Origin of the sequence: Bosea sp. (in: a-proteobacteria), assembly GCA_023910605.1 — a bacterium.
Taxonomy (GTDB): domain Bacteria; phylum Pseudomonadota; class Alphaproteobacteria; order Rhizobiales; family Beijerinckiaceae; genus Allobosea.
Genome location: JAAVVV010000001.1, coordinates 1,583,712 through 1,601,296, shown reverse-complemented (window position 1 = coordinate 1,601,296; position 17,585 = coordinate 1,583,712). Strand labels below are relative to the sequence as shown.

Below are 17,585 nucleotides of genomic sequence, written 5' to 3'. Positions count from 1 at the left end.
CGCCCCCCGACGCCATGGCGGCCCCGAAGCGCAGCGACAAGCAACATGGCCCAGCGATGAATTCGTTCATAACTGAACCATTGCTCTTGCGCGGCGTCCGGCAGCAGCCATACTGGCCCCAGAACGGACCTCGGAGGTCCGCAAAGAGGAGGTTTTCCTGATGCTGCATCGTCCTTTCGCTCGCACGGCGCTCGCCGCCCTGCTGCTTTCCGCCAGCTTCGCCGTGACACAGCCGGCGCTGGCCCAGGTGATCTACAATCGCGGCCAGGAAGCCGACCCCGAGACGCTCGACCCGCAGAAGATCTCGACCTCGGCCGAGTTCCACATCATGCGCGATCTCTATGAAGGCCTGATCATCCATGACGGCCAGGGCAAGGTCGCGCCGGGCGTCGCGGAAAGCTGGAAGGCCTCCGACGACGGCAAGGTGTTCACCTTCACCCTGCGCGCCAACGCCAGATGGTCGAATGGCGATGCGGTGAAGGCAGGCGACTTCGTCTTCGCGTGGCGCCGGGCCGCCGCTCCGGAAACCGGCGCGAAGTACACCAATGTGCTCTATCCGGTGAAGGGCCTTGAGGCCGCGCACAAGGGAACGGCCGGCGCGAAGCTCGAGGATATCGGCATCCGGGCCATCGACGACCGCACGCTCGAGATCACGCTCAACAACCCCACGCCCTATTTCATCGAGCTTCTGACGCTGCCGGTGGCGGGGCCGCTGCATCCGCCTTCCGTGACGCAGCACGGCACCAATTTCGTCAAGCCGGAGAACAAGGTGTCCAACGGCGCCTTCCGGCTGCGCGAGTTCACGCCCGGCGCGCAGGCCTCGCTGGTCAAGAACCCGAACTTCCATGACGCGGCCAACGTCAAGATCGATCAGGTCAACTTCATTCCGATCGCGGATTCCGCCGCCGCCGCGCGCCGTTTCCAGGCCGGGGAGATCCTCTCGACCGTCAATATACCGGCCAACCAGATCAAGACGCTGCGCCAACAGCTCGGCGCGCAGGTCTCTGTGACGCCGCAGCTCGGCACCTGGTATCTCACCTTCAATACCGAGAAGGCGCCGTTCAACGACGCGCGCGTGCGCCGGGCGCTGTCGATGGTGCTGGACCGCGAATTCATCGCCGATCAGGTGTGGAACGGCTCGATGCTGCCGGGCTACTCCTTCGTGCCGCCGGGCACCAACAATTACGGCCCGCAGATCGAACTCTCCTTCAAGAACCAGTCGGCGATCGACCGCGAGGAAGCGGCCAAGAAGCTGCTGGCCGAGGCCGGCTTCGGGCCGGGCAAGCCGCTCAAGGTCGAATACCGCTTCAACATGAGCCCCGAGAACCAGGCCACCTTCGTCGCCATCGCCGACCAGTGGAAGGCCATCGGCGTCGAAACCTCCCCGATCTCCACAGACGGGCGCACGCACTTCGCCTTCCTGCGCGATCGGGGCGCCTATGACGTGGCCCGCGCCGGCTGGATCGCCGACTACAACGACCCGCAGAACTTCCTCTTCCTGCTCGAGTCGAGCGCCATTCCTGGCCTCAACTACGCGCGCTGGTCGAACCCCAAATATGATGGGCTGATGAATCGCGCCGCCGCCGAGACCGACATCGCCAAGCGCGCCGCCCTCCTTGGCGAGGCCGAAAAGCTGCTGCTCGAGGAGGCCCCCTACGCGCCGGTGCTGTTCTTCACCAACCGCAACCTGATCTCGCCGAGACTGATGGGGTTCACGCCCAATCCACGCGCCAGCAACCCGACCCGCTTCATGTCGATCAAGGGTTGAGCCATGACGACATGCGCTCCGCGCGAGCGCGCCCCTGGCCCTTCCCGCCTCGCGGGGAGGGTTGAGGCGGCTTTGCCGCCATGCTGAGCTACATCTTCAAGCGGCTGCTGTCGGCGCTGCCCACGCTGTTCGTCGTGGTCACACTGTCTTTCTTCCTCATCCGGCTGGCGCCGGGCGGGCCCTTCGACCTCGAGCAGCCGCTCGAGGCGAAGGTGATGGAAAACCTCAACCGCATCTACAAGCTCGATCGCCCCCTGATCGAGCAATACTGGCTCTACCTCACCCATCTGGCGCGCGGCGATTTCGGTCCGTCCTTCTACGCGCGCGACTTCACCGTGGCGGAATTGCTGGCGCGCGGCCTGCCGGTCTCCATCACCATCGGCGGGCTGGCGCTCTTGATCGCGCTCATGGTTGGCATCGTGCTGGGCACAATCGCGGCCTTCCGGCAGAACCATGGCGCCGATTATTCCGTGATGGTGTTCGCCACCTTCGGCATCACCATCCCCACCTTCGTGGTGGCCCCGGTGCTGCAGATCGTTTTCGGGCTGATGCTCGCCTGGCTGCCCGTCGGCGGCTGGAATGACGGGGCGGTGCGCAACATGATCTTGCCGGTGGTGGCGCTCGCCCTGCCGCAGATCGCGGTCGTGGCCCGCATGATCCGCGCCTCGATGATCGAGGCGCTGCGTTCCAACCATATCCGCACGCTGCGCAGCCAGGGCCTGCCGCGCTCGACCATCGCCATTCATGCGCTGCGCGGCGCGATGCTGCCGGTGGTGTCCTACATGGGCCCTGCCGCCGCGGCGCTGCTGACCGGGTCCGTGGTGATCGAGACGATCTTCGGCCTGCCGGGCGTAGGCCGCTACTTTGTCGAGGGCGCGCTCAACCGCGACTACACGCTGGTGATGGGCACGGTGGTGATGGTCGCGGTGTTCGTCCTGTTCTTCAATCTCGTGGTCGATGTGCTCTACGGCCTGCTCGACCCGCGCGTGAGGTATGATTCATGAGCGCTCCGGGTTCAGGGGCCGCTGCGGCGGCGGGACAGCCCCCACCGATCGGACGATCGCTCTGGACTGACGCGCGCATCCGCCTGTTCCGCAACAAGGCGGCGGTTGCGAGCCTGTTCTTCCTGATCTTCATGACGCTGCTGGCCATCATCGGGCCCATGCTCTCGCCGCACCAGTATGAGCGCGTCTACACCGACTATGTCCGCGTGCCGGCCAGCCTCACGGCCTACCCCAAACCCGATCAGGTGGCGCCGGCGGTGGAGCGCATCGCCGCGCGCATCCGCGCGCAGATCGAGAGCCAGCAGATCGTGGGCGCTTCCGTGCGCGTGGTTCTGACCAGCATGAGGCCGATCGACGAGCGCAACCTCGCCTTCTTCGGCCGCTCAGACCTGTTCCAGGGCGCGGCTGTGGTGGAACGGGCCGAGGAAGGCCGCAGGCTGGTGGTGGAGGCGCCTATCCGCTGGCGGACATTCCTGTTCGGAACGGACGGCAACGGGCGCGACCTGTTCACACGCACCCTCGTCGCCGGCCGCGTTTCGCTGGCGATCGGGCTGCTCGCAACGGGCGTGGCGCTGCTCATCGGCGTCGCCTATGGCGCCACTGCGGGCTATCTCGGGGGGCGGGTTGACACGGTGATGATGCGCATCGTGGACATTCTCTATGCCCTGCCCTTCATCTTCTTCGTCATCATGCTGGTGGTGTTCTTCGGGCGGAACTTCATCTTGATGTTCCTCGCGGTCGGCGCCATCGAGTGGCTGGACATGGCGCGGATCGTGCGCGGGCAGACGCTCTCCATCAAGCGCATGGAGTTCGTGCAGGCGGCCGAGGCGCTGGGCGTGCGCTCCAGCGGCATCCTCAAGCGGCACATCATCCCCAACACCCTCGGGCCGGTGGTGGTCTACATGACGCTTCTGGTGCCGAAGGTCATCCTGCTCGAAAGCTTCCTGTCATTCCTCGGCCTTGGCGTGCAGGAGCCGATGACGAGTTGGGGCGTTCTGATCGCTGATGGCGCGCGCAACATCCAGAATGCGCTGTGGCTCCTGATCTTCCCGGCCGTGTTTCTTGTCAGCACGCTGTTCGCGCTGAACTTCCTGGGCGACGGGCTGCGCGACGCGCTCGATCCGAAGGACCGGTGATGGAGCCGATCCTCAGCTTCCGAAACGTCGCGATCCGCTTCCGCACCAATGACGGCATGGTCGAGGCGGTGAAGGGTTCGAGCCTCGACGTCCGCCCCGGCGAGTTCGTGGCCATCGTGGGGGAATCGGGCTCGGGCAAGAGCCAGAGCATCCTCGCCGCCATGGGCCTGCTCGCCCAGAATGGCGAGGTCACGGGCTCGATCCGCTATCGCGGCCAGGAGATCATCGGGCTGCCCGGTGCGGAGCTGAACAAGCTGCGCGGCGCCAAGCTGGCCATGATCTTCCAGGAGCCGATGACCTCGCTCGATCCGCTCTACAAGATCGGGGCGCAGATCGGCGCCACCTTGCGCCAGCACCAGGGGCTTTCCCGGCAGGCGGCGCGGGCCAGGGCGCTGGAATTGCTCAAGCTCGTGAAGATCCCGCAGCCGGAGAGCCGGCTCGATTCCTATCCTCACGAGTTGTCGGGCGGGCAGCGCCAGCGCGTGATGATCGCGATGGCGCTGGCCAACAATCCCGACATCCTGATCGCCGACGAACCCACCACGGCGCTGGACGTGACGATCGAGGCGGAGATCCTGGCCCTGATTGCCGAATTGCGCCAGCGGCTTGGCATGGCGGTGGTGCTCATCACCCATGACCTGGGCATCGTGCGCGCCTATGCTGACCGCGTCTATGTGATGCGCACGGGCGAGATCGTCGAGCATGGCGAGGCGGCCGCGCTGTTCGCCGCGCCGCAGCACCCTTACACGCAGATGCTGCTGGCCGCCGAGCCCGAGGGCCGCAAGGCCCCGCCGCCGGAGAGCGCCCCGATCGTGGTGGAGGCGAGCGACGTGCGCGTCACCTATCGCATGAGGCGCGGCTTCTTCGGACGCGACTCCTCCGATGTGCGCGCGGTGGACGGGGTGAGCCTGACGCTCAGGCGCGGGCAGACCATCGGCATCGTGGGCGAATCGGGCTCCGGCAAATCCACCCTGGGAAAGGCCATCCTCAAGCTCGCGCCGGCAGCGGGATCGATCCGCTTCGAGGATCGGGCGCTGCTGCCGCTCAGCCGCGAGGAGATGCGGCCCCTGCGCAAGCAGTTGCAGGTGGTGTTCCAGGACCCGTTCGGCTCGCTCAGCCCGCGCATGACGGTGGGCGACATCATCACCGAGGGCCTGCTCGTGCACGAACCGGCCCTGAGCCGGCGCGACCGCGACGCGCGCGCCGCCCAGGCGCTCGACGAGGTGCAGCTCGATCCCGCCTTGCGCAACCGCTATCCGCACGAATTCTCGGGCGGGCAGCGCCAGCGCATCGCCATCGCCCGTGCCATGATTCTCAAGCCGCATGTCGTCATCCTCGACGAGCCCACCTCGGCGCTGGACCGCACCGTCCAGAAGGCGATCGTGCTGCTGCTCAAGCAGTTCCAGCAGAATCACGGGCTGTCCTATCTGTTCATCAGCCATGACCTCACCGTGGTCCGCGCCATGAGCGACCATGTCATGGTGATGAAGGACGGACGCGTGGTGGAGGCCGGCCACACCGACGCCATCTTCGACGCCCCGCAGGACAGCTACACGCGCAAGCTCATCGCGGCCGCAGTCAAGGGAAAGCCGCCAAGCTGAGACGCCTTGCCGCCGACGCGACCCGCCATGTCCTTGTTGCGGAGCGATGCGCTTGATCTGACCCCCCCGATCTCGCCATGATGGCGATCACAGGCAGCCGGCCGGGCCGCGCCGCCACAGCCTCACAGGACGTCCATGTCGCGCATCGTATATGTCAACGGCTCCTATGTGCCCGAAGAGCAGGCCAGGGTTTCCGTGTTCGACCGGGGCTTCCTGTTCGCGGACGGCATCTACGAGGTCTCGGCGGTGATCAACGGGCGGCTGATCGACGTCGACGCGCATCTGGCGCGGCTTGAGCGCTCCTGCGCCGAGATCAGGCTGGAGCTGCCATGGAGCCGGGGCGAGCTTGTCGGCATCCACCACGAGCTGATGAGCCGCAACAACCTGACATCGGGCGGCGTCTACCTTCAGGTCACGCGCGGGGCGGCGGATCGCAGCTTTCCCTTCCCGGCCAAGGCGAAGCCCAGCCTGGTGATGTTCACCCAGGCCCGCGCCATGAACCGCGAGGTCGGGCGCGGCTACACCATGGTCTCGGTGCCGGATCTGCGCTGGAAGCGCCGCGACATCAAGAGCGTGGGTCTGCTGGCCCAGGTGCTGGCCAAGCAGGCCGCCGCCGAGCAGGGCTGCGACGAGGCGCTGATGATCGAGGATGGCGTCATCACCGAGGGCGGATCCTCCACGGTGTGGATCGTCAAGGACCGCACGCTGATCTCGCGGCCGCTCTCACAGGCGGTTCTGTCCGGCATCACGCGCAAGGCGGTGCTGAGCTATCTCGGCGAGACGGGCTTCACCTTCGAGGAGCGCGCCTTCACGCTCGATGAGGCGATGGCGGCGGACGAGGTGTTCATCTCGGCTGCGACGGCGCTGGTGATGCCGGTGACGGAGATCGACGGTCAGGCCGTAGGCGGGGGGCAGCCCGGCCCCGTGGCCCGCCGGCTGCGGGACATCTATTTCGACCTGGCGGAACAGGGCGGCGCGCTGGGTTGAGCGCGCCGCCCTGGTCAGCGACGGCGCGCCGAGGTGGCGGCGCCGCCGAGCGAGATGAACACATCCGTGTCGCCGCTGGCCTGAAGGGTCGCGGCCGGGATCACGATGTTGGGCTCGATGTGGGTCCAGCCAGCCTGGGCCTGGCCGCTCGGCACGGTGGCGCCGACGCGCACATTGCGCGCCAGCACCACCTGATCGCCACGGCGCACCTCGATGCGCAGGTTTGAGCCCAGCGTGCCGGCAGAGCCGGCAGGCCCGACGAGGACGCGGCCTTCGGCGCCGACCCGCATTGTCACGCCGCCGCCCGGCGCACGGGCGCATTCGCGCGCCACATCGGTGATGGTGATCTGGGAGCGGACGCTTTCGCTCGAGCCGCCGCCTATCCGGACCGCCGCGCCGCCGGGCACGATCGACACGGGCGGGCAGACCAGTTCATCGGGGTCGATATCCTCGACATAGACCGGGGCGGGCGCCGTGGCCGAACCGAAGCGCAGCATGTTGCCAAGCGTCGAGCCTCCGGCGGGCGCGGCCGGGCTGGAGCCGCTGTCGAAGAGGCCGCCGCCGCAGCCGGCGAGCAGCATGGCCAGCGCCATGGCCGGGGCCAGTTTCCTGCCAACGGCGCCGAGACGGGGGGAGGCAGCAGAAAGGGAACGGTCAACAATCACGGAAGTTTCTCCAGCCCTTCGCCGAACCCGGTCAGCGATACAGGTATCCCGACGCCCTCCTCAGGTGTTTGAAACACGATGAAGGTGGCGTTCTGCCCGGCCTTGAGCGCGGCGATCAGCGCGTCATCCATCACCACCTCGGCGATGCAGCCTGTGTTCAGGCAGCGCACGAAGCCGGCGCGGCCAATGTCCTTGTCGTCGATCTTGAGCCCCAGGCCGGCCGGGAGCAGCACGCCAAGGGGCGCGACGACGCGCAGCAGGCGGCTCTGGCTGTCGGCCGTCTTGAGGGCGATGACGAGCAACGTGACGTTGGGCCTGTCTTCGGCCGCTACGTTCTGCACGAGCGCGCACTGTTCGGACTTGGCGCCTGGCGGCGTCTCGCAGCGCATCTGCCAATCGCCGTGGCTGGAGCGCACCACACCCTGAGCCATGGCGGGACCTGAGCCGGCCGCGAACGCGGCGAACGCCGCCGCCGCCAGGACGCCCTTGAGGTTGCACCAAGGCCATTGCCGCATCGTGCCGTCTTCCCGCTTTGCCACTTCTTGCCCCGTGCCGGACCGGGCCCCGCGCGAATCGCGGATGGGCGCCGGCCGCGCGGGCCGTAACTGTGTTCGCACCATTAACGCCCGGACCTGTCAAGACAAGGCCTCGTCACAGGAGCGTCCCGCCGCGCGCCGCAAACGCGCCGCGAGGACATGACCGCGCGCACCGGCAGGCCCCGGATGACCGCCCGGCCGATGTGGGGCTATGTCGCATAAACTGCGCCAAACAGCCAATTGAATCGCTGGCGCGCTTGTGGTCTTTGATTTAGAGCAATGCCCGAATGCCGCGTGTAAATCGATGCGGCCGCGCGATTTCCAGCCCCAAGGCAGGCGTCGCGGCAGACGAACAGGTCAAGGAGCTTGGAATACGATGCGTGGACGCCAAAACCGCGTTACGAACTGGGTCGCCGCATGGCTGGCGAAAGGCATGGCGGCGGCGGGAATCGCGGCGGCGGCAGTGCTTGCGCCAATCGTGGCCTTCGCGGCGCCAAACGGCCCGGACGGCCAGATCAACCTCAGCACCCCGGCCTCGAACAAGATGGCCGAAATCGTCTGGTTTCATAACTATCTGCTGATCCTGATCACCGCGATCTGCATCTTCGTTCTGGCGCTGCTGGTCTATGTCTGCTGGCGCTTCGCGGAGAAGCGCAACCCCACCCCATCGCGGCTCACGCACCATGCCGGGCTCGAAGTGGCATGGACCATCATCCCGGTGCTGATCCTGGTCGTGGTCGCCATCCCGTCCTTCCGCATCATGCGCGACCAGCTCGTGATCCCGCCGGCCGACGTGACGCTGAAGATCACCGGCAAGCAGTGGTTCTGGACATGGGAATACCCGAAGGATGGCGGCGGCTTCACCTTCGACCAGATCATGCTGGACGACAAGCAGCGCTTGGAGCTGGTGAATTCGGGCAAGGCCAAGCCGGCCGACGTGCCGCGCCTTCTCGCGGTCGACAACGAGGCCGTGATCCCGGTCAACAAGGTCATCCGCCTGCAGGTGACCGCCGGCGACGTGATCCACAAGTTTGCCATGCCGGCCTTCGGGCTCAAGCTCGACGCCATCCCCGGCCGTCTGAACGAATTGTGGTTCCGCGCCGAGAAGGAAGGCGTCTTCTATGGCCAGTGCAGCCATGTCTGCGGCGAGAATCACGCCTTCATGCCCATCGCGATCCGTGTCGTGAGCGAACAGGCCTACGCCGCCTGGCTCGCCGAATCGCAAAAGCGCTTCGCAAGCCGCGACGGCGCGACGACCAAGGTCGCCGCCGTCATCGGCCAGTGAAACTGACTTGAGAGGAACAGCTCAATGGCCTATGGCTCATCAGCAGCGCATGCCCACGACGACCACGCCCATGCCAACCCCACGGGCTGGAAGCGCTGGCTCTATTCCACAAACCACAAGGACATCGGCACGCTCTACCTGATCTTCGCGATCGGGGCGGGCCTGGTCGGCACCTTCCTGTCGATCGCCATGCGGCTCGAGTTGCAGGAGCCGGGGATGCAGTATTTTGCGTCCGGGCAGGCCTACAACGTATTCGTGACCGGCCATGGCCTCATCATGATCTTCTTCATGGTGATGCCGGCCCTGATCGGGGGCTTCGGCAACTGGTTCGTGCCGCTGATGATCGGCGCGCCGGACATGGCCTTCCCGCGGATGAACAACATCTCTTTCTGGCTCACCGTCGCCGCCTTCGCGCTGCTCGTGATCTCGATGTTCGTCGAGGGCGCGCCCGGCTCGACCGGCGTCGGCACGGGCTGGACGATCTATCCGCCCTTCTCCTCGACCGGCCATCCCGGCCCGTCGGTGGATTTTGGCATCTTCGCGCTGCACCTTGCGGGGGCCGCCTCGATCCTGGGCGCGATCAACTTCATCACCACGATCCTGAACATGCGCGCTCCGGGCATGACGCTGCACAAGATGCCGCTCTTTGCCTGGTCGATGCTGATCACCGCCTTCCTGCTGCTGCTGGCGCTGCCCGTGCTCGCGGGCGCGATAACCATGCTGCTCACGGACCGCAACTTCGGCACGACCTTCTTCGATCCGGCCGGCGGCGGCGATCCGGTGCTCTACCAGCACCTGTTCTGGTTCTTTGGGCACCCTGAAGTCTACATCATGATCCTGCCGGCCTTCGGCATCGTCAGCCACATCATCTCGACCTTCTCGCGCAAGCCGATCTTCGGCTATCTCGGCATGGCCTACGCCATGGTGGCGATCGGCGTGGTCGGCTTCATCGTGTGGGCGCACCACATGTACACGGTCGGCCTGTCGCTCAACACGCAGCGCTACTTCGTGTTTGCGACCATGGTCATCGCCGTGCCCACCGGCGTGAAGATCTTCTCCTGGATCGCGACGATGTGGGGCGGGTCGATCCGCTTCTCGGCGGCCATGGTCTGGGCGATCGGCTTCATCTTCCTGTTCACGGTCGGCGGCGTCACCGGCGTCGTGCTGGCCAACGCTGCGGTCGACCGCGCGCTGCACGCCACCTACTACGTGGTGGCGCACTTCCACTACGTGCTCTCGCTGGGCGCCGTGTTCGGCATCTTCGCGGGCTGGTATTACTGGTTCCCGAAAATGAGCGGCTACACCATCCCGGACTGGATGGGCCATGTGCACTTCTGGCTGGCCTTCATCGGCGCCAACGTGCTGTTCTTCCCGCAGCACTTCCTCGGCCTCGCCGGCATGCCGCGCCACTATGTGGATTATCCGGCCGCCTACGCCTACTGGCACTGGTGGTCCTCGATGGGCTCCTACATCTTCCTCGCCAGCCTGTTCTGGTTCTTCTTCGCGGTGGCCTATGCCTTCATGAAGAAGGAGCGCGCGGCGGACAATCCGTGGGGCGAAGGCGCCACGACGCTGGAATGGACGCTGCCCTCGCCGCCGCCCTTCCACCAGTTCGAGACCCTGCCGCGCATCACCGGCAAGGATCACTGAGGCTGAACCTTCCGCGGCGCCGGCCGGATTCCCTCCGGCCGGCGCCGTGCCTGCCCCGCTCTTCTTTCCCGAACGCCGATCCGCCAGGCCCGCGCCGGCGTTCGGGAAAGCAGACACCGCTGGAAATCGGCCGCCTGGCCGCAGCATGACGCACCGTTTCGGCCCGCCGCGCAGGGCCGCATTGCAAGGCCACAACGATCATGTCCGCCGCGTTCGACAAAGCCGCCGAGGCCGCCCTGCCCGCCACCAGCGCGGGCGGCGATGTGGGTGATTACTTCGAGCTTCTCAAGCCGCGCGTCATGTCGCTCGTGATCTTCACCGCGCTGGTGGGGATCGTGGTGGCGCCGGGCGCGGTGCATCCGGTGATCGCGGCCGCCTCGCTTCTGGCCATCGCGGTCGGCGCCGGCGCGTCGGGGGCGCTCAACATGTGGTATGATGCCGACATCGACGCAGTGATGAGCCGCACGGCCAAGCGCCCGATCCCGGCAGGGCGCATCCAGCCGCAGGAGGCCTATGCCTTCGGCATGGCGCTGTCTGCGGGCTCCGTGCTGATGCTTGGCGTCGTGGCCAACTGGCTGGCCGCCGGGCTGCTTGCCTTCACGATCTTCTTCTATGCGGTCGTCTATTCGATGTGGCTCAAGCGCAGCACGGCGCAGAACATCGTGATCGGCGGCGCGGCTGGCGCCTTCCCGCCGATGATCGGGGAAGCGGTGGTGACGGGCCAGATCGGCTGGGCCGGCTTCGTGCTCTTCACCATCATCTTCTTGTGGACTCCCCCGCACTTCTGGGCGCTCGCCATGGCCAAGGCCAAGGATTACGAGAAGGCCGGGGTGCCGATGATGCCCAACGTGGCGGGCGACGCCTCCACGCGCCGGCAGATCATGGCCTACACGATCGCCCTCGTGATCTTCGCCTTCGTGCCGGTGGCCATGGGCATGGGCGGCGTCGCCTATGGCGTCGTGGCCCTGCTCGGCGGTCTCGGCATGGTCGGAATCGCCTGGCGCATCCTCAAGGCCGCGAGCGTGGAGGCCAGCCACAAGGCCGGAATGCAGATGTTCGGCTTCTCGATCCTGTACCTGTTCGCGGTGTTCTCGGCGCTGCTCGCCGAACACAGCCTTGGCCTGATGTGGGCCGTGCCGCGGATCATCTGACATGGCCGAACGCTTCCCCGTCCCGCCCAAGTTGAGCCCGGATGAAGAGCGGGTGCGCCGCCGCCGCTCGATGGCGATCGCCGTCGCGCTCGGGGCGCTGGCCGTGATATTCTATGCCGTATCCATGGTGAAGATCGTCGCATGAGCGAGAAAGCAGATAGTCCTTCCGCAAAGCCTGAGGACATCGCGCGGCTGAAGGCCACGCGCACGGCGCTGTGGTGCGGCGCCATCGTGGCGTCCATGACCGCGCTCGCCTTCGCATCCGTGCCGCTTTATGACCTGTTCTGCCGCGTCACCGGTTTTGGCGGCACGCCCATGGTTCGCAGCGTGGGGGCGTCGGGCACCTCGGACCGCGTGGTGCAGGTGCGCTTCGACGCCAATGTCATGCCGGCGCTCGGCTGGAGCTTCGAGGCTGAACGGAGCGTCATCAATGCGCGCGTCGGCGAGACGATGACAGTGTTTTACAAGGTGACCAACCGCTCCGACCGCGAGACGACAGGGATCGCCACCTTCAACGTGCAGCCCTCCACGGCGGGGGCGCATTTCGTGAAGATGCAGTGCTTCTGCTTCACCGAGCACACGCTCAAGCCGGGCGAGAGCATGGAGGCGCCGGTGGTGTTCTACATCGATCCGGACATCGAGACGAACCGGGACATGCGCGATGTCGGGGCCATGACCCTGTCGTACACCTATTTCCCGTCCAGGAACGGGCAGGCTGTCAGCGGCCCCCTTGCCGACGCGAAAGTCGGCGGGGACAAGCCGAAACTCTGACGCTATAGACTGAGATCACGAGACCGAGACCCACGACCAGGAAGAGGGCTGCGATGGCCAGCGGGACCACCAAGAACCACGATTATCACCTCGTCGATCCGAGCCCGTGGCCGTTGATCGGCGCGTTCGCCGCCTTCGTGATGGCGACCGGCATGGTGATGACCATGAAGGGCATGGCTCCCGCGGGCATGAAGATCGGGCCGCTGGTGCTCGGCGCAGGGGTGCTGGGCGTGCTCTACACCATGTTCGCCTGGTGGGTGGACGTGACGCGCGAGGCCGAGCATCAGGGCCACCACACCCGCGTGGTGCAGATCCATCACCGCTATGGCATGATGATGTTCATCGCCTCCGAGGTGATGTTCTTCGTGGCCTGGTTCTGGGCCTATTTCGATGTCGCACTGTTCGCCGGCGAGGCGCAGCAATACGCCCGTGCTGATTTCACGGGCGGGGTCTGGCCGCCCAAGGGCATCGAGACCTTCGATCCGTGGCACCTGCCGCTTCTCAACACGCTGATCCTGCTGACCTCGGGCACCACGGTGACCTGGGCGCACCACGCGATGCTGCATGATGACCGCAAGGGCCTGAAGCAGGCGCTGTGGCTGACCGTTATCCTGGGCGTTCTCTTCACGGTCTGCCAGGTCTACGAGTATTCGCACGCCGCCTTCACCTTCTCGGGCCACGTCTATGGCTCGACCTTCTACATGGCCACCGGCTTCCATGGCGCGCATGTGGTGATCGGCACGATCTTCCTGGCGGTGTGCCTGTACCGCGCCTATCTCGGCCACTTCACGCCCAAGCAGCATCTCGGCTTCGAGTTCGCCGCCTGGTACTGGCACTTCGTGGACGTGGTGTGGCTGTTCCTGTTCGCCGCGATCTATGTCTGGGGCGCGGGCGCCGCCGCTGGCCACTGAGCCGGACCATACGAGGACAACGGGGCGGCCTGGGCCGCCCCTTTTTCATTGGGGAACCGGAGCACTGCCATGGCAACGCCCTCGCCCTTTTCCGCCGGCCTCGCCTGCCGCTGTCCACGCTGCGGCGAGGGCAGGATCCTGAGCGGCTTTCTCACCGTGCGCCCATCCTGCGCGGCGTGCGGGCTTGATCTTGGCTTCGCCGATTCAGCCGATGGCCCCGCCGTCATCATCATGTTCATCGCGGGCTTCGCCATCATCGGCGGCGTCCTGGCGCTGGAAATGGCCTATGAGCCGCCGTTCTGGGTGCATATGGCGATCTGGGTCCCGCTTGCCGTCGCGCTGTGCCTGAGCCTGCTCAGACCCATGAAGGGCCTCGCCATCGCCCTGCAATATGCGCGCGACGCCGGTGAGGGCCGGGTGGAGCGCTGAGCATGGCGAAGGCCGCACGCAAGACCAAACGCGCTGCGGGACGCGCCAAAGCGCCTGGCGCAGCCAGCGCCCTGGCGCGGCCGGCTTCGCTCCTGCTGCTCACCGTCCTCGCCGCGCTATCGATCGTCATCCTGTGCGGTCTCGGCTTCTGGCAATTGCAGCGCATGGGCGAGAAGCGCGCCTTCCTTGACCGGCTGGCCGCCCAGCGCAGCGTGGCCCCTGCGCAACTGCCGGAGCCTGCGCTGTGGCCGACGCTCAACCTGGACCGCGCCGATCTTTCCCGGGTCACGGCCAGCGGCGTGTGGCTGCCCCAGGCCAGCGCCACGGTGCGTGTGGCGATGGGCGCGCCGCAGCCGGGCGAGCGGCGGCTGGGCGGCTTCGGCCGCTATCTCATCACAGCCATGCGCCTCGACAATGGCGCGGTGGTGCTGGTGAACCGCGGCTTTGCGCCCGAGGAGATGCACGCCGCGCTGCCGGCCCCGACCGGGCGGGCGCAGGTCATCGGCATCCTGCGCAAGCCCGAAGCCTCCAACAGCTTCACGCCGCCCCCGGACCCCGCGCAGCGCGATTTCCACACGCGCGATCCGGCGACAATCGCAGCTGCGCTCAACGTCAGGGCCGCACCCTTCCTGATCGAGGCGGAGCGCTCGGGCGATGCGATGATCCCGCCGGTCGGCACCGACATCGCGGAGCTGATCAGGCGCGTGCCGAACAACCATCTGCAATACGCCCTAACCTGGTTCGGGCTTGCGGCCGCGCTGGCCGGCGTCTTCATCGCCTTCATCCGCGCGGGGCGGGCGATGCCGGCGCCGGGCAGCGACAAGCCATGACGCTACGTCAATCTGGCGCGCGGGGGCGTTTACGCCTATAGGACAGCCCCATTCCACCATTGGCCCTTGATCACGCGCCGAGGATTTCCGCCGTGCTGCACATCTCCACGCGGGGCGAGGCCCCCGCCCTTTCCTTCTGCGACGCGCTGTTGGCGGGGCTGGCGCGCGATGGCGGTCTGTACGTGCCCGAGAGCTATCCGCGCCTCAGCCAGGACGAGATCGCAGGCTTTGCCGGCCAGTCCTACGCCAGCGTCGCAAAGACCGTGATGGGCGCTCTGGTGGGCGGGGAGATCCCGCAAGCGGCGCTCGATGGCATGATCGACGCGGCCTATGCCAGCTTCCGCCATCCGGCAGTGTGTCCGCTCGTGCAGATCGGCGACAATCTCTTCGTGCAGGAGCTGTTCCACGGCCCCACGCTGGCCTTCAAGGACGTGGCGATGCAGCTGCTCGGGCGCATGATGGACCATGTGCTCACCGAGCGGGGCCAGCGCGCGACAATCGTTGGCGCGACCTCGGGCGACACGGGCGGAGCGGCGATCGAGGCCTTCCGCGGCCTCAGCCAGGTCGACATCTTCATCCTCTATCCCCACGGCCGGGTCTCCGAGGTGCAGCGCCGGCAGATGACCACCGTGGACGCGCCCAATGTCCACGCCCTCGCCATCGATGGCGATTTCGACGACTGCCAGGCGCTTGTGAAGGCGATGTTCAACCATCAGGCCTTCCGCGACGAGATGCGCCTGTCGGGCGTCAACTCGATCAACTGGGGCCGCATCGCAGCGCAGGTCGTCTACTACTTCACCGCCGCCGTTTCACTGGGGGCGCCCGGCCGGCCGGTGTCGTTCTCGGTGCCGACCGGCAATTTCGGCGACGTGCTGGCAGGCTGGGTCGCCAAGCGCATGGGCTTGCCGATCGAGCGGCTGGTTGTGGCGACGAACGTCAATGACATCCTGGTGCGCACCGTGCGCACGGGCGCCTACCAGGCCACGGGCGTGACGCCGACCACATCGCCGTCGATGGACATCCAGGTATCGTCCAACTTCGAGCGCCTGCTGTTCGAGGCGCATGGACGCGACGGCGTCGCCATCAGGCGCATGATGGGCAACCTCGCCCAGTCGAAGCGTTTCGAGGTGGAGCCAGGGCCGCTCGAGGCCATTCGCGGCGAGTTCGATGCGGTGGCGGTGAGCGAGGCCGCGACGGCCGGCGAAATCGCCTCCGTCTGGCGGCAGGCGGGCTACCTGCTCGATCCGCACACGGCGATCGGCGTCGATGCGGCAAGGCAGGGACTCGCAGCGGACCCGCGCACGCCGATGGTGGTGCTGGGCACCGCGCACCCGGCCAAGTTTCCCGACGCCGTGCGCGCAGCCTCCGGCGTCCACCCCGCCCTGCCGGCGCATCTGTCCGACCTGCTGGAGCGCAAGGAGCTGTTCACGCGCCTGCCCAATGCGCAGGGCGATGTCGAGCGCTTCATCCGCAGCCAGGCCCGCGCCGTGCGCTCGGTGGCGGCATGAGCGCCAAGCTCACCCTTCCGGCGGCTGCGCCCGGGCTGATCATGCCCGGCGACGAAGGCGTGACGATCACCACCCTGCCTTCGGGGCTGCGGATCGTGTCCGAGCGCATGAACCATGCCTCCACCGTGTCGCTGGGCGTGTGGATCAGCGCCGGCTCCCGCCATGAGGCGGCGGGGCAGCACGGGCTGGCGCACCTGCTAGAGCATATGGCCTTCAAGGGCACGGCGCGGCGCTCGGCGCGGCAGATCGCCGAGGAGATCGAGGCCGTGGGCGGCGACATCAACGCCGCCACGAGCATCGAATACACCTGCTACACCGCACGCACGCTGGAAGAGGACCTTACCCTCGCCATCGACATCCTGGCCGACATCCTGCTCAACTCCAGCTTCGCGGCGGAGGAACTGGCCCGCGAGAAGGGCGTGATCCTGCAGGAACTGGCGGCGGTGGAGGATACGCCGGACGATCTCGTCTACGACCTGTTCCTGGCGCGCGGCTTCGCCGAACAGCCGCTCGGCCGCGCCATCCTCGGCACGCCGGAAACGGTGCAGGGCTTCGATGCCGATGCGATCCGCGCCTATCTTGCCGGGCATTACACCGCCGGGCGCATGGTCATCGCCGCCTGCGGCGCGGTGGACCATGATCGGCTCGTGGCGCTGGCCAGCGCCGCCTTTGCGCCCCTGCCTGCCGGGCTCCTTGCTCCGGCGGGCGCATCGGCCTCGGACCAGGCCCATCGCGCGCTCTACACGGGCGGGGAGGTGCGGCGCGTGGCGCGCACCGACCAGAGCCATCTCGTGCTCGGATTCAGGGGGCAGCCCTTCACCGGCGGCGAGCATCATGCGCTCCAGGTTTTGGCGACCGTGATGGGCGGCGGCCTTTCGTCGCGGCTGTTTCAGGAGGTGCGCGAGACGCGCGGCCTCGCCTATGCCATCGACGCGTTCCATTGGGCCTTCACCGATGCCGGGGTCTTCGGCATCGGCGCCGGCACGGCGCCCAAGGACATTCCGGAACTGGTGCGGGTGTGCATGCACTGCCTGCGCGATGCGGGCCAGAGCGTGAGCGAGGCCGAGGTGCAGCGCGCGCGGGCGCAGATGAAGGTGGGCCTGCTCGGCGCGCTGGAAACGCCGGGCGGCCGCGTGGAGCAGCTGGCGCGCCAGGTGCTGACCTTCGGGCGCGTCATCCCGCGCGACGAGATCGCGGCGCGCATCGACGCGGTGACGGCGCAGGATGTGCGCGCGGCCGCGCTCGACGTGCTCGCCTCGCCGCCAACGCTTGCCATGGTCGGGCCGAAGATCAAGGCCGCAGACTTGAAACTTGCGGATCTGACGGCTTCTGGCGCACATTGAATCGACCACG

The 17,585-nt window shown here is 67.1% G+C and carries 17 protein-coding genes; 15 read left to right on the top strand and 2 right to left on the bottom strand.

Features of this window, described 5'->3' with window-relative positions; all coding sequences use genetic code 11:
• Nucleotides 1–160 precede the first annotated feature (160 nt).
• From HEQ16_07775 to HEQ16_07755, 5 genes are all read left to right on the top strand, one after another.
• A complete protein-coding gene (locus HEQ16_07775) occupies nucleotides 161–1,768 on the top strand; it encodes a peptide ABC transporter substrate-binding protein (protein MCO4053940.1) in 1,608 nt (535 codons plus the stop codon).
• A gap of 80 nt (nucleotides 1,769–1,848) precedes the next feature.
• Entirely contained in the window at nucleotides 1,849–2,772 is a 924-nt protein-coding gene (gene oppB, locus HEQ16_07770; protein ID MCO4053939.1) for an oligopeptide ABC transporter permease OppB, read from the top strand.
• Nucleotides 2,769–3,908, top strand: a complete 1,140-nt coding sequence (locus HEQ16_07765) for an ABC transporter permease subunit (GenBank protein MCO4053938.1) — start codon at nucleotides 2,769–2,771, stop codon at nucleotides 3,906–3,908. The genes oppB and HEQ16_07765 overlap by 4 nt, the downstream gene beginning before the upstream one ends.
• Nucleotides 3,908–5,509 carry an ABC transporter ATP-binding protein gene (locus tag HEQ16_07760; protein MCO4053937.1) on the top strand — a complete coding sequence of 534 codons (1,602 nt, stop codon included), beginning with the start codon at nucleotides 3,908–3,910 and terminating at the stop codon, nucleotides 5,507–5,509. Before HEQ16_07765 ends, HEQ16_07760 begins: the two co-directional genes overlap by 1 nt.
• Before the next feature lie 135 nt (nucleotides 5,510–5,644).
• Nucleotides 5,645–6,496 carry a D-amino-acid transaminase gene (locus HEQ16_07755; protein MCO4053936.1) on the top strand — a complete coding sequence of 284 codons (852 nt, stop codon included), beginning with the start codon at nucleotides 5,645–5,647 and terminating at the stop codon, nucleotides 6,494–6,496.
• A 14-nt stretch (nucleotides 6,497–6,510) separates the two neighbouring features.
• Here HEQ16_07755 and HEQ16_07750 read toward each other — a convergent pair whose 3' ends face one another.
• Nucleotides 6,511–7,161 carry a hypothetical protein gene (locus HEQ16_07750; protein ID MCO4053935.1) on the bottom strand — a complete coding sequence of 217 codons (651 nt, stop codon included), beginning with the start codon at nucleotides 7,159–7,161 and terminating at the stop codon, nucleotides 6,511–6,513.
• Nucleotides 7,158–7,676 (bottom strand): invasion associated locus B family protein, encoded by a 519-nt coding sequence (locus HEQ16_07745; GenBank protein ID MCO4053934.1) that lies wholly within the window; start codon nucleotides 7,674–7,676, stop codon nucleotides 7,158–7,160. Before HEQ16_07745 ends, HEQ16_07750 begins: the two co-directional genes overlap by 4 nt.
• Nucleotides 7,677–8,130: 454 nt before the next feature.
• Here HEQ16_07745 and coxB point away from each other — a divergent pair, with 454 nt between their 5' ends.
• The 10 genes from coxB (at nucleotide 8,131) to HEQ16_07695 (ending at nucleotide 17,575) form a co-directional block, all read left to right on the top strand.
• The gene (gene coxB / locus HEQ16_07740; GenBank protein MCO4053933.1) at nucleotides 8,131–8,982 is read left to right on the top strand and encodes a cytochrome c oxidase subunit II; all 852 of its coding nucleotides are present in this window, start codon (nucleotides 8,131–8,133) and stop codon (nucleotides 8,980–8,982) included.
• Between the two features lie 24 nt (nucleotides 8,983–9,006).
• A complete protein-coding gene (ctaD, locus tag HEQ16_07735; protein MCO4053932.1) occupies nucleotides 9,007–10,632 on the top strand; it encodes a cytochrome c oxidase subunit I in 1,626 nt (541 codons plus the stop codon).
• 200 nt (nucleotides 10,633–10,832) lie between these two features.
• Nucleotides 10,833–11,783 carry a protoheme IX farnesyltransferase gene (locus HEQ16_07730; protein MCO4053931.1) on the top strand — a complete coding sequence of 317 codons (951 nt, stop codon included), beginning with the start codon at nucleotides 10,833–10,835 and terminating at the stop codon, nucleotides 11,781–11,783.
• Between the two features lies 1 nt (nucleotide 11,784).
• Nucleotides 11,785–11,928 carry a protoheme IX farnesyltransferase gene (locus HEQ16_07725; protein ID MCO4053930.1) on the top strand — a complete coding sequence of 48 codons (144 nt, stop codon included), beginning with the start codon at nucleotides 11,785–11,787 and terminating at the stop codon, nucleotides 11,926–11,928.
• Complete coding sequence (locus tag HEQ16_07720; protein ID MCO4053929.1) at nucleotides 11,925–12,554, top strand: cytochrome c oxidase assembly protein; 630 nt, start codon at nucleotides 11,925–11,927, stop codon at nucleotides 12,552–12,554. Before HEQ16_07725 ends, HEQ16_07720 begins: the two co-directional genes overlap by 4 nt.
• Before the next feature lie 53 nt (nucleotides 12,555–12,607).
• Nucleotides 12,608–13,465: a cytochrome c oxidase subunit 3 gene (locus HEQ16_07715; GenBank protein MCO4053928.1), complete on the top strand. Its 858-nt coding sequence runs from the start codon at nucleotides 12,608–12,610 to the stop codon at nucleotides 13,463–13,465.
• A gap of 69 nt (nucleotides 13,466–13,534) precedes the next feature.
• Complete coding sequence (locus HEQ16_07710) at nucleotides 13,535–13,894, top strand: DUF983 domain-containing protein (GenBank protein ID MCO4053927.1); 360 nt, start codon at nucleotides 13,535–13,537, stop codon at nucleotides 13,892–13,894.
• A 2-nt stretch (nucleotides 13,895–13,896) separates the two neighbouring features.
• On the top strand, nucleotides 13,897–14,724 hold the full coding sequence (locus tag HEQ16_07705; GenBank protein ID MCO4053926.1) for an SURF1 family protein: 828 nt from the start codon (nucleotides 13,897–13,899) through the stop codon (nucleotides 14,722–14,724).
• Nucleotides 14,725–14,816: 92 nt separating this feature from the next.
• Nucleotides 14,817–16,232 (top strand): threonine synthase, encoded by a 1,416-nt coding sequence (locus tag HEQ16_07700; GenBank protein ID MCO4053925.1) that lies wholly within the window; start codon nucleotides 14,817–14,819, stop codon nucleotides 16,230–16,232.
• The gene (locus HEQ16_07695; protein ID MCO4053924.1) at nucleotides 16,229–17,575 is read left to right on the top strand and encodes an insulinase family protein; all 1,347 of its coding nucleotides are present in this window, start codon (nucleotides 16,229–16,231) and stop codon (nucleotides 17,573–17,575) included. Before HEQ16_07700 ends, HEQ16_07695 begins: the two co-directional genes overlap by 4 nt.
• Nucleotides 17,576–17,585 lie beyond the last annotated feature (10 nt).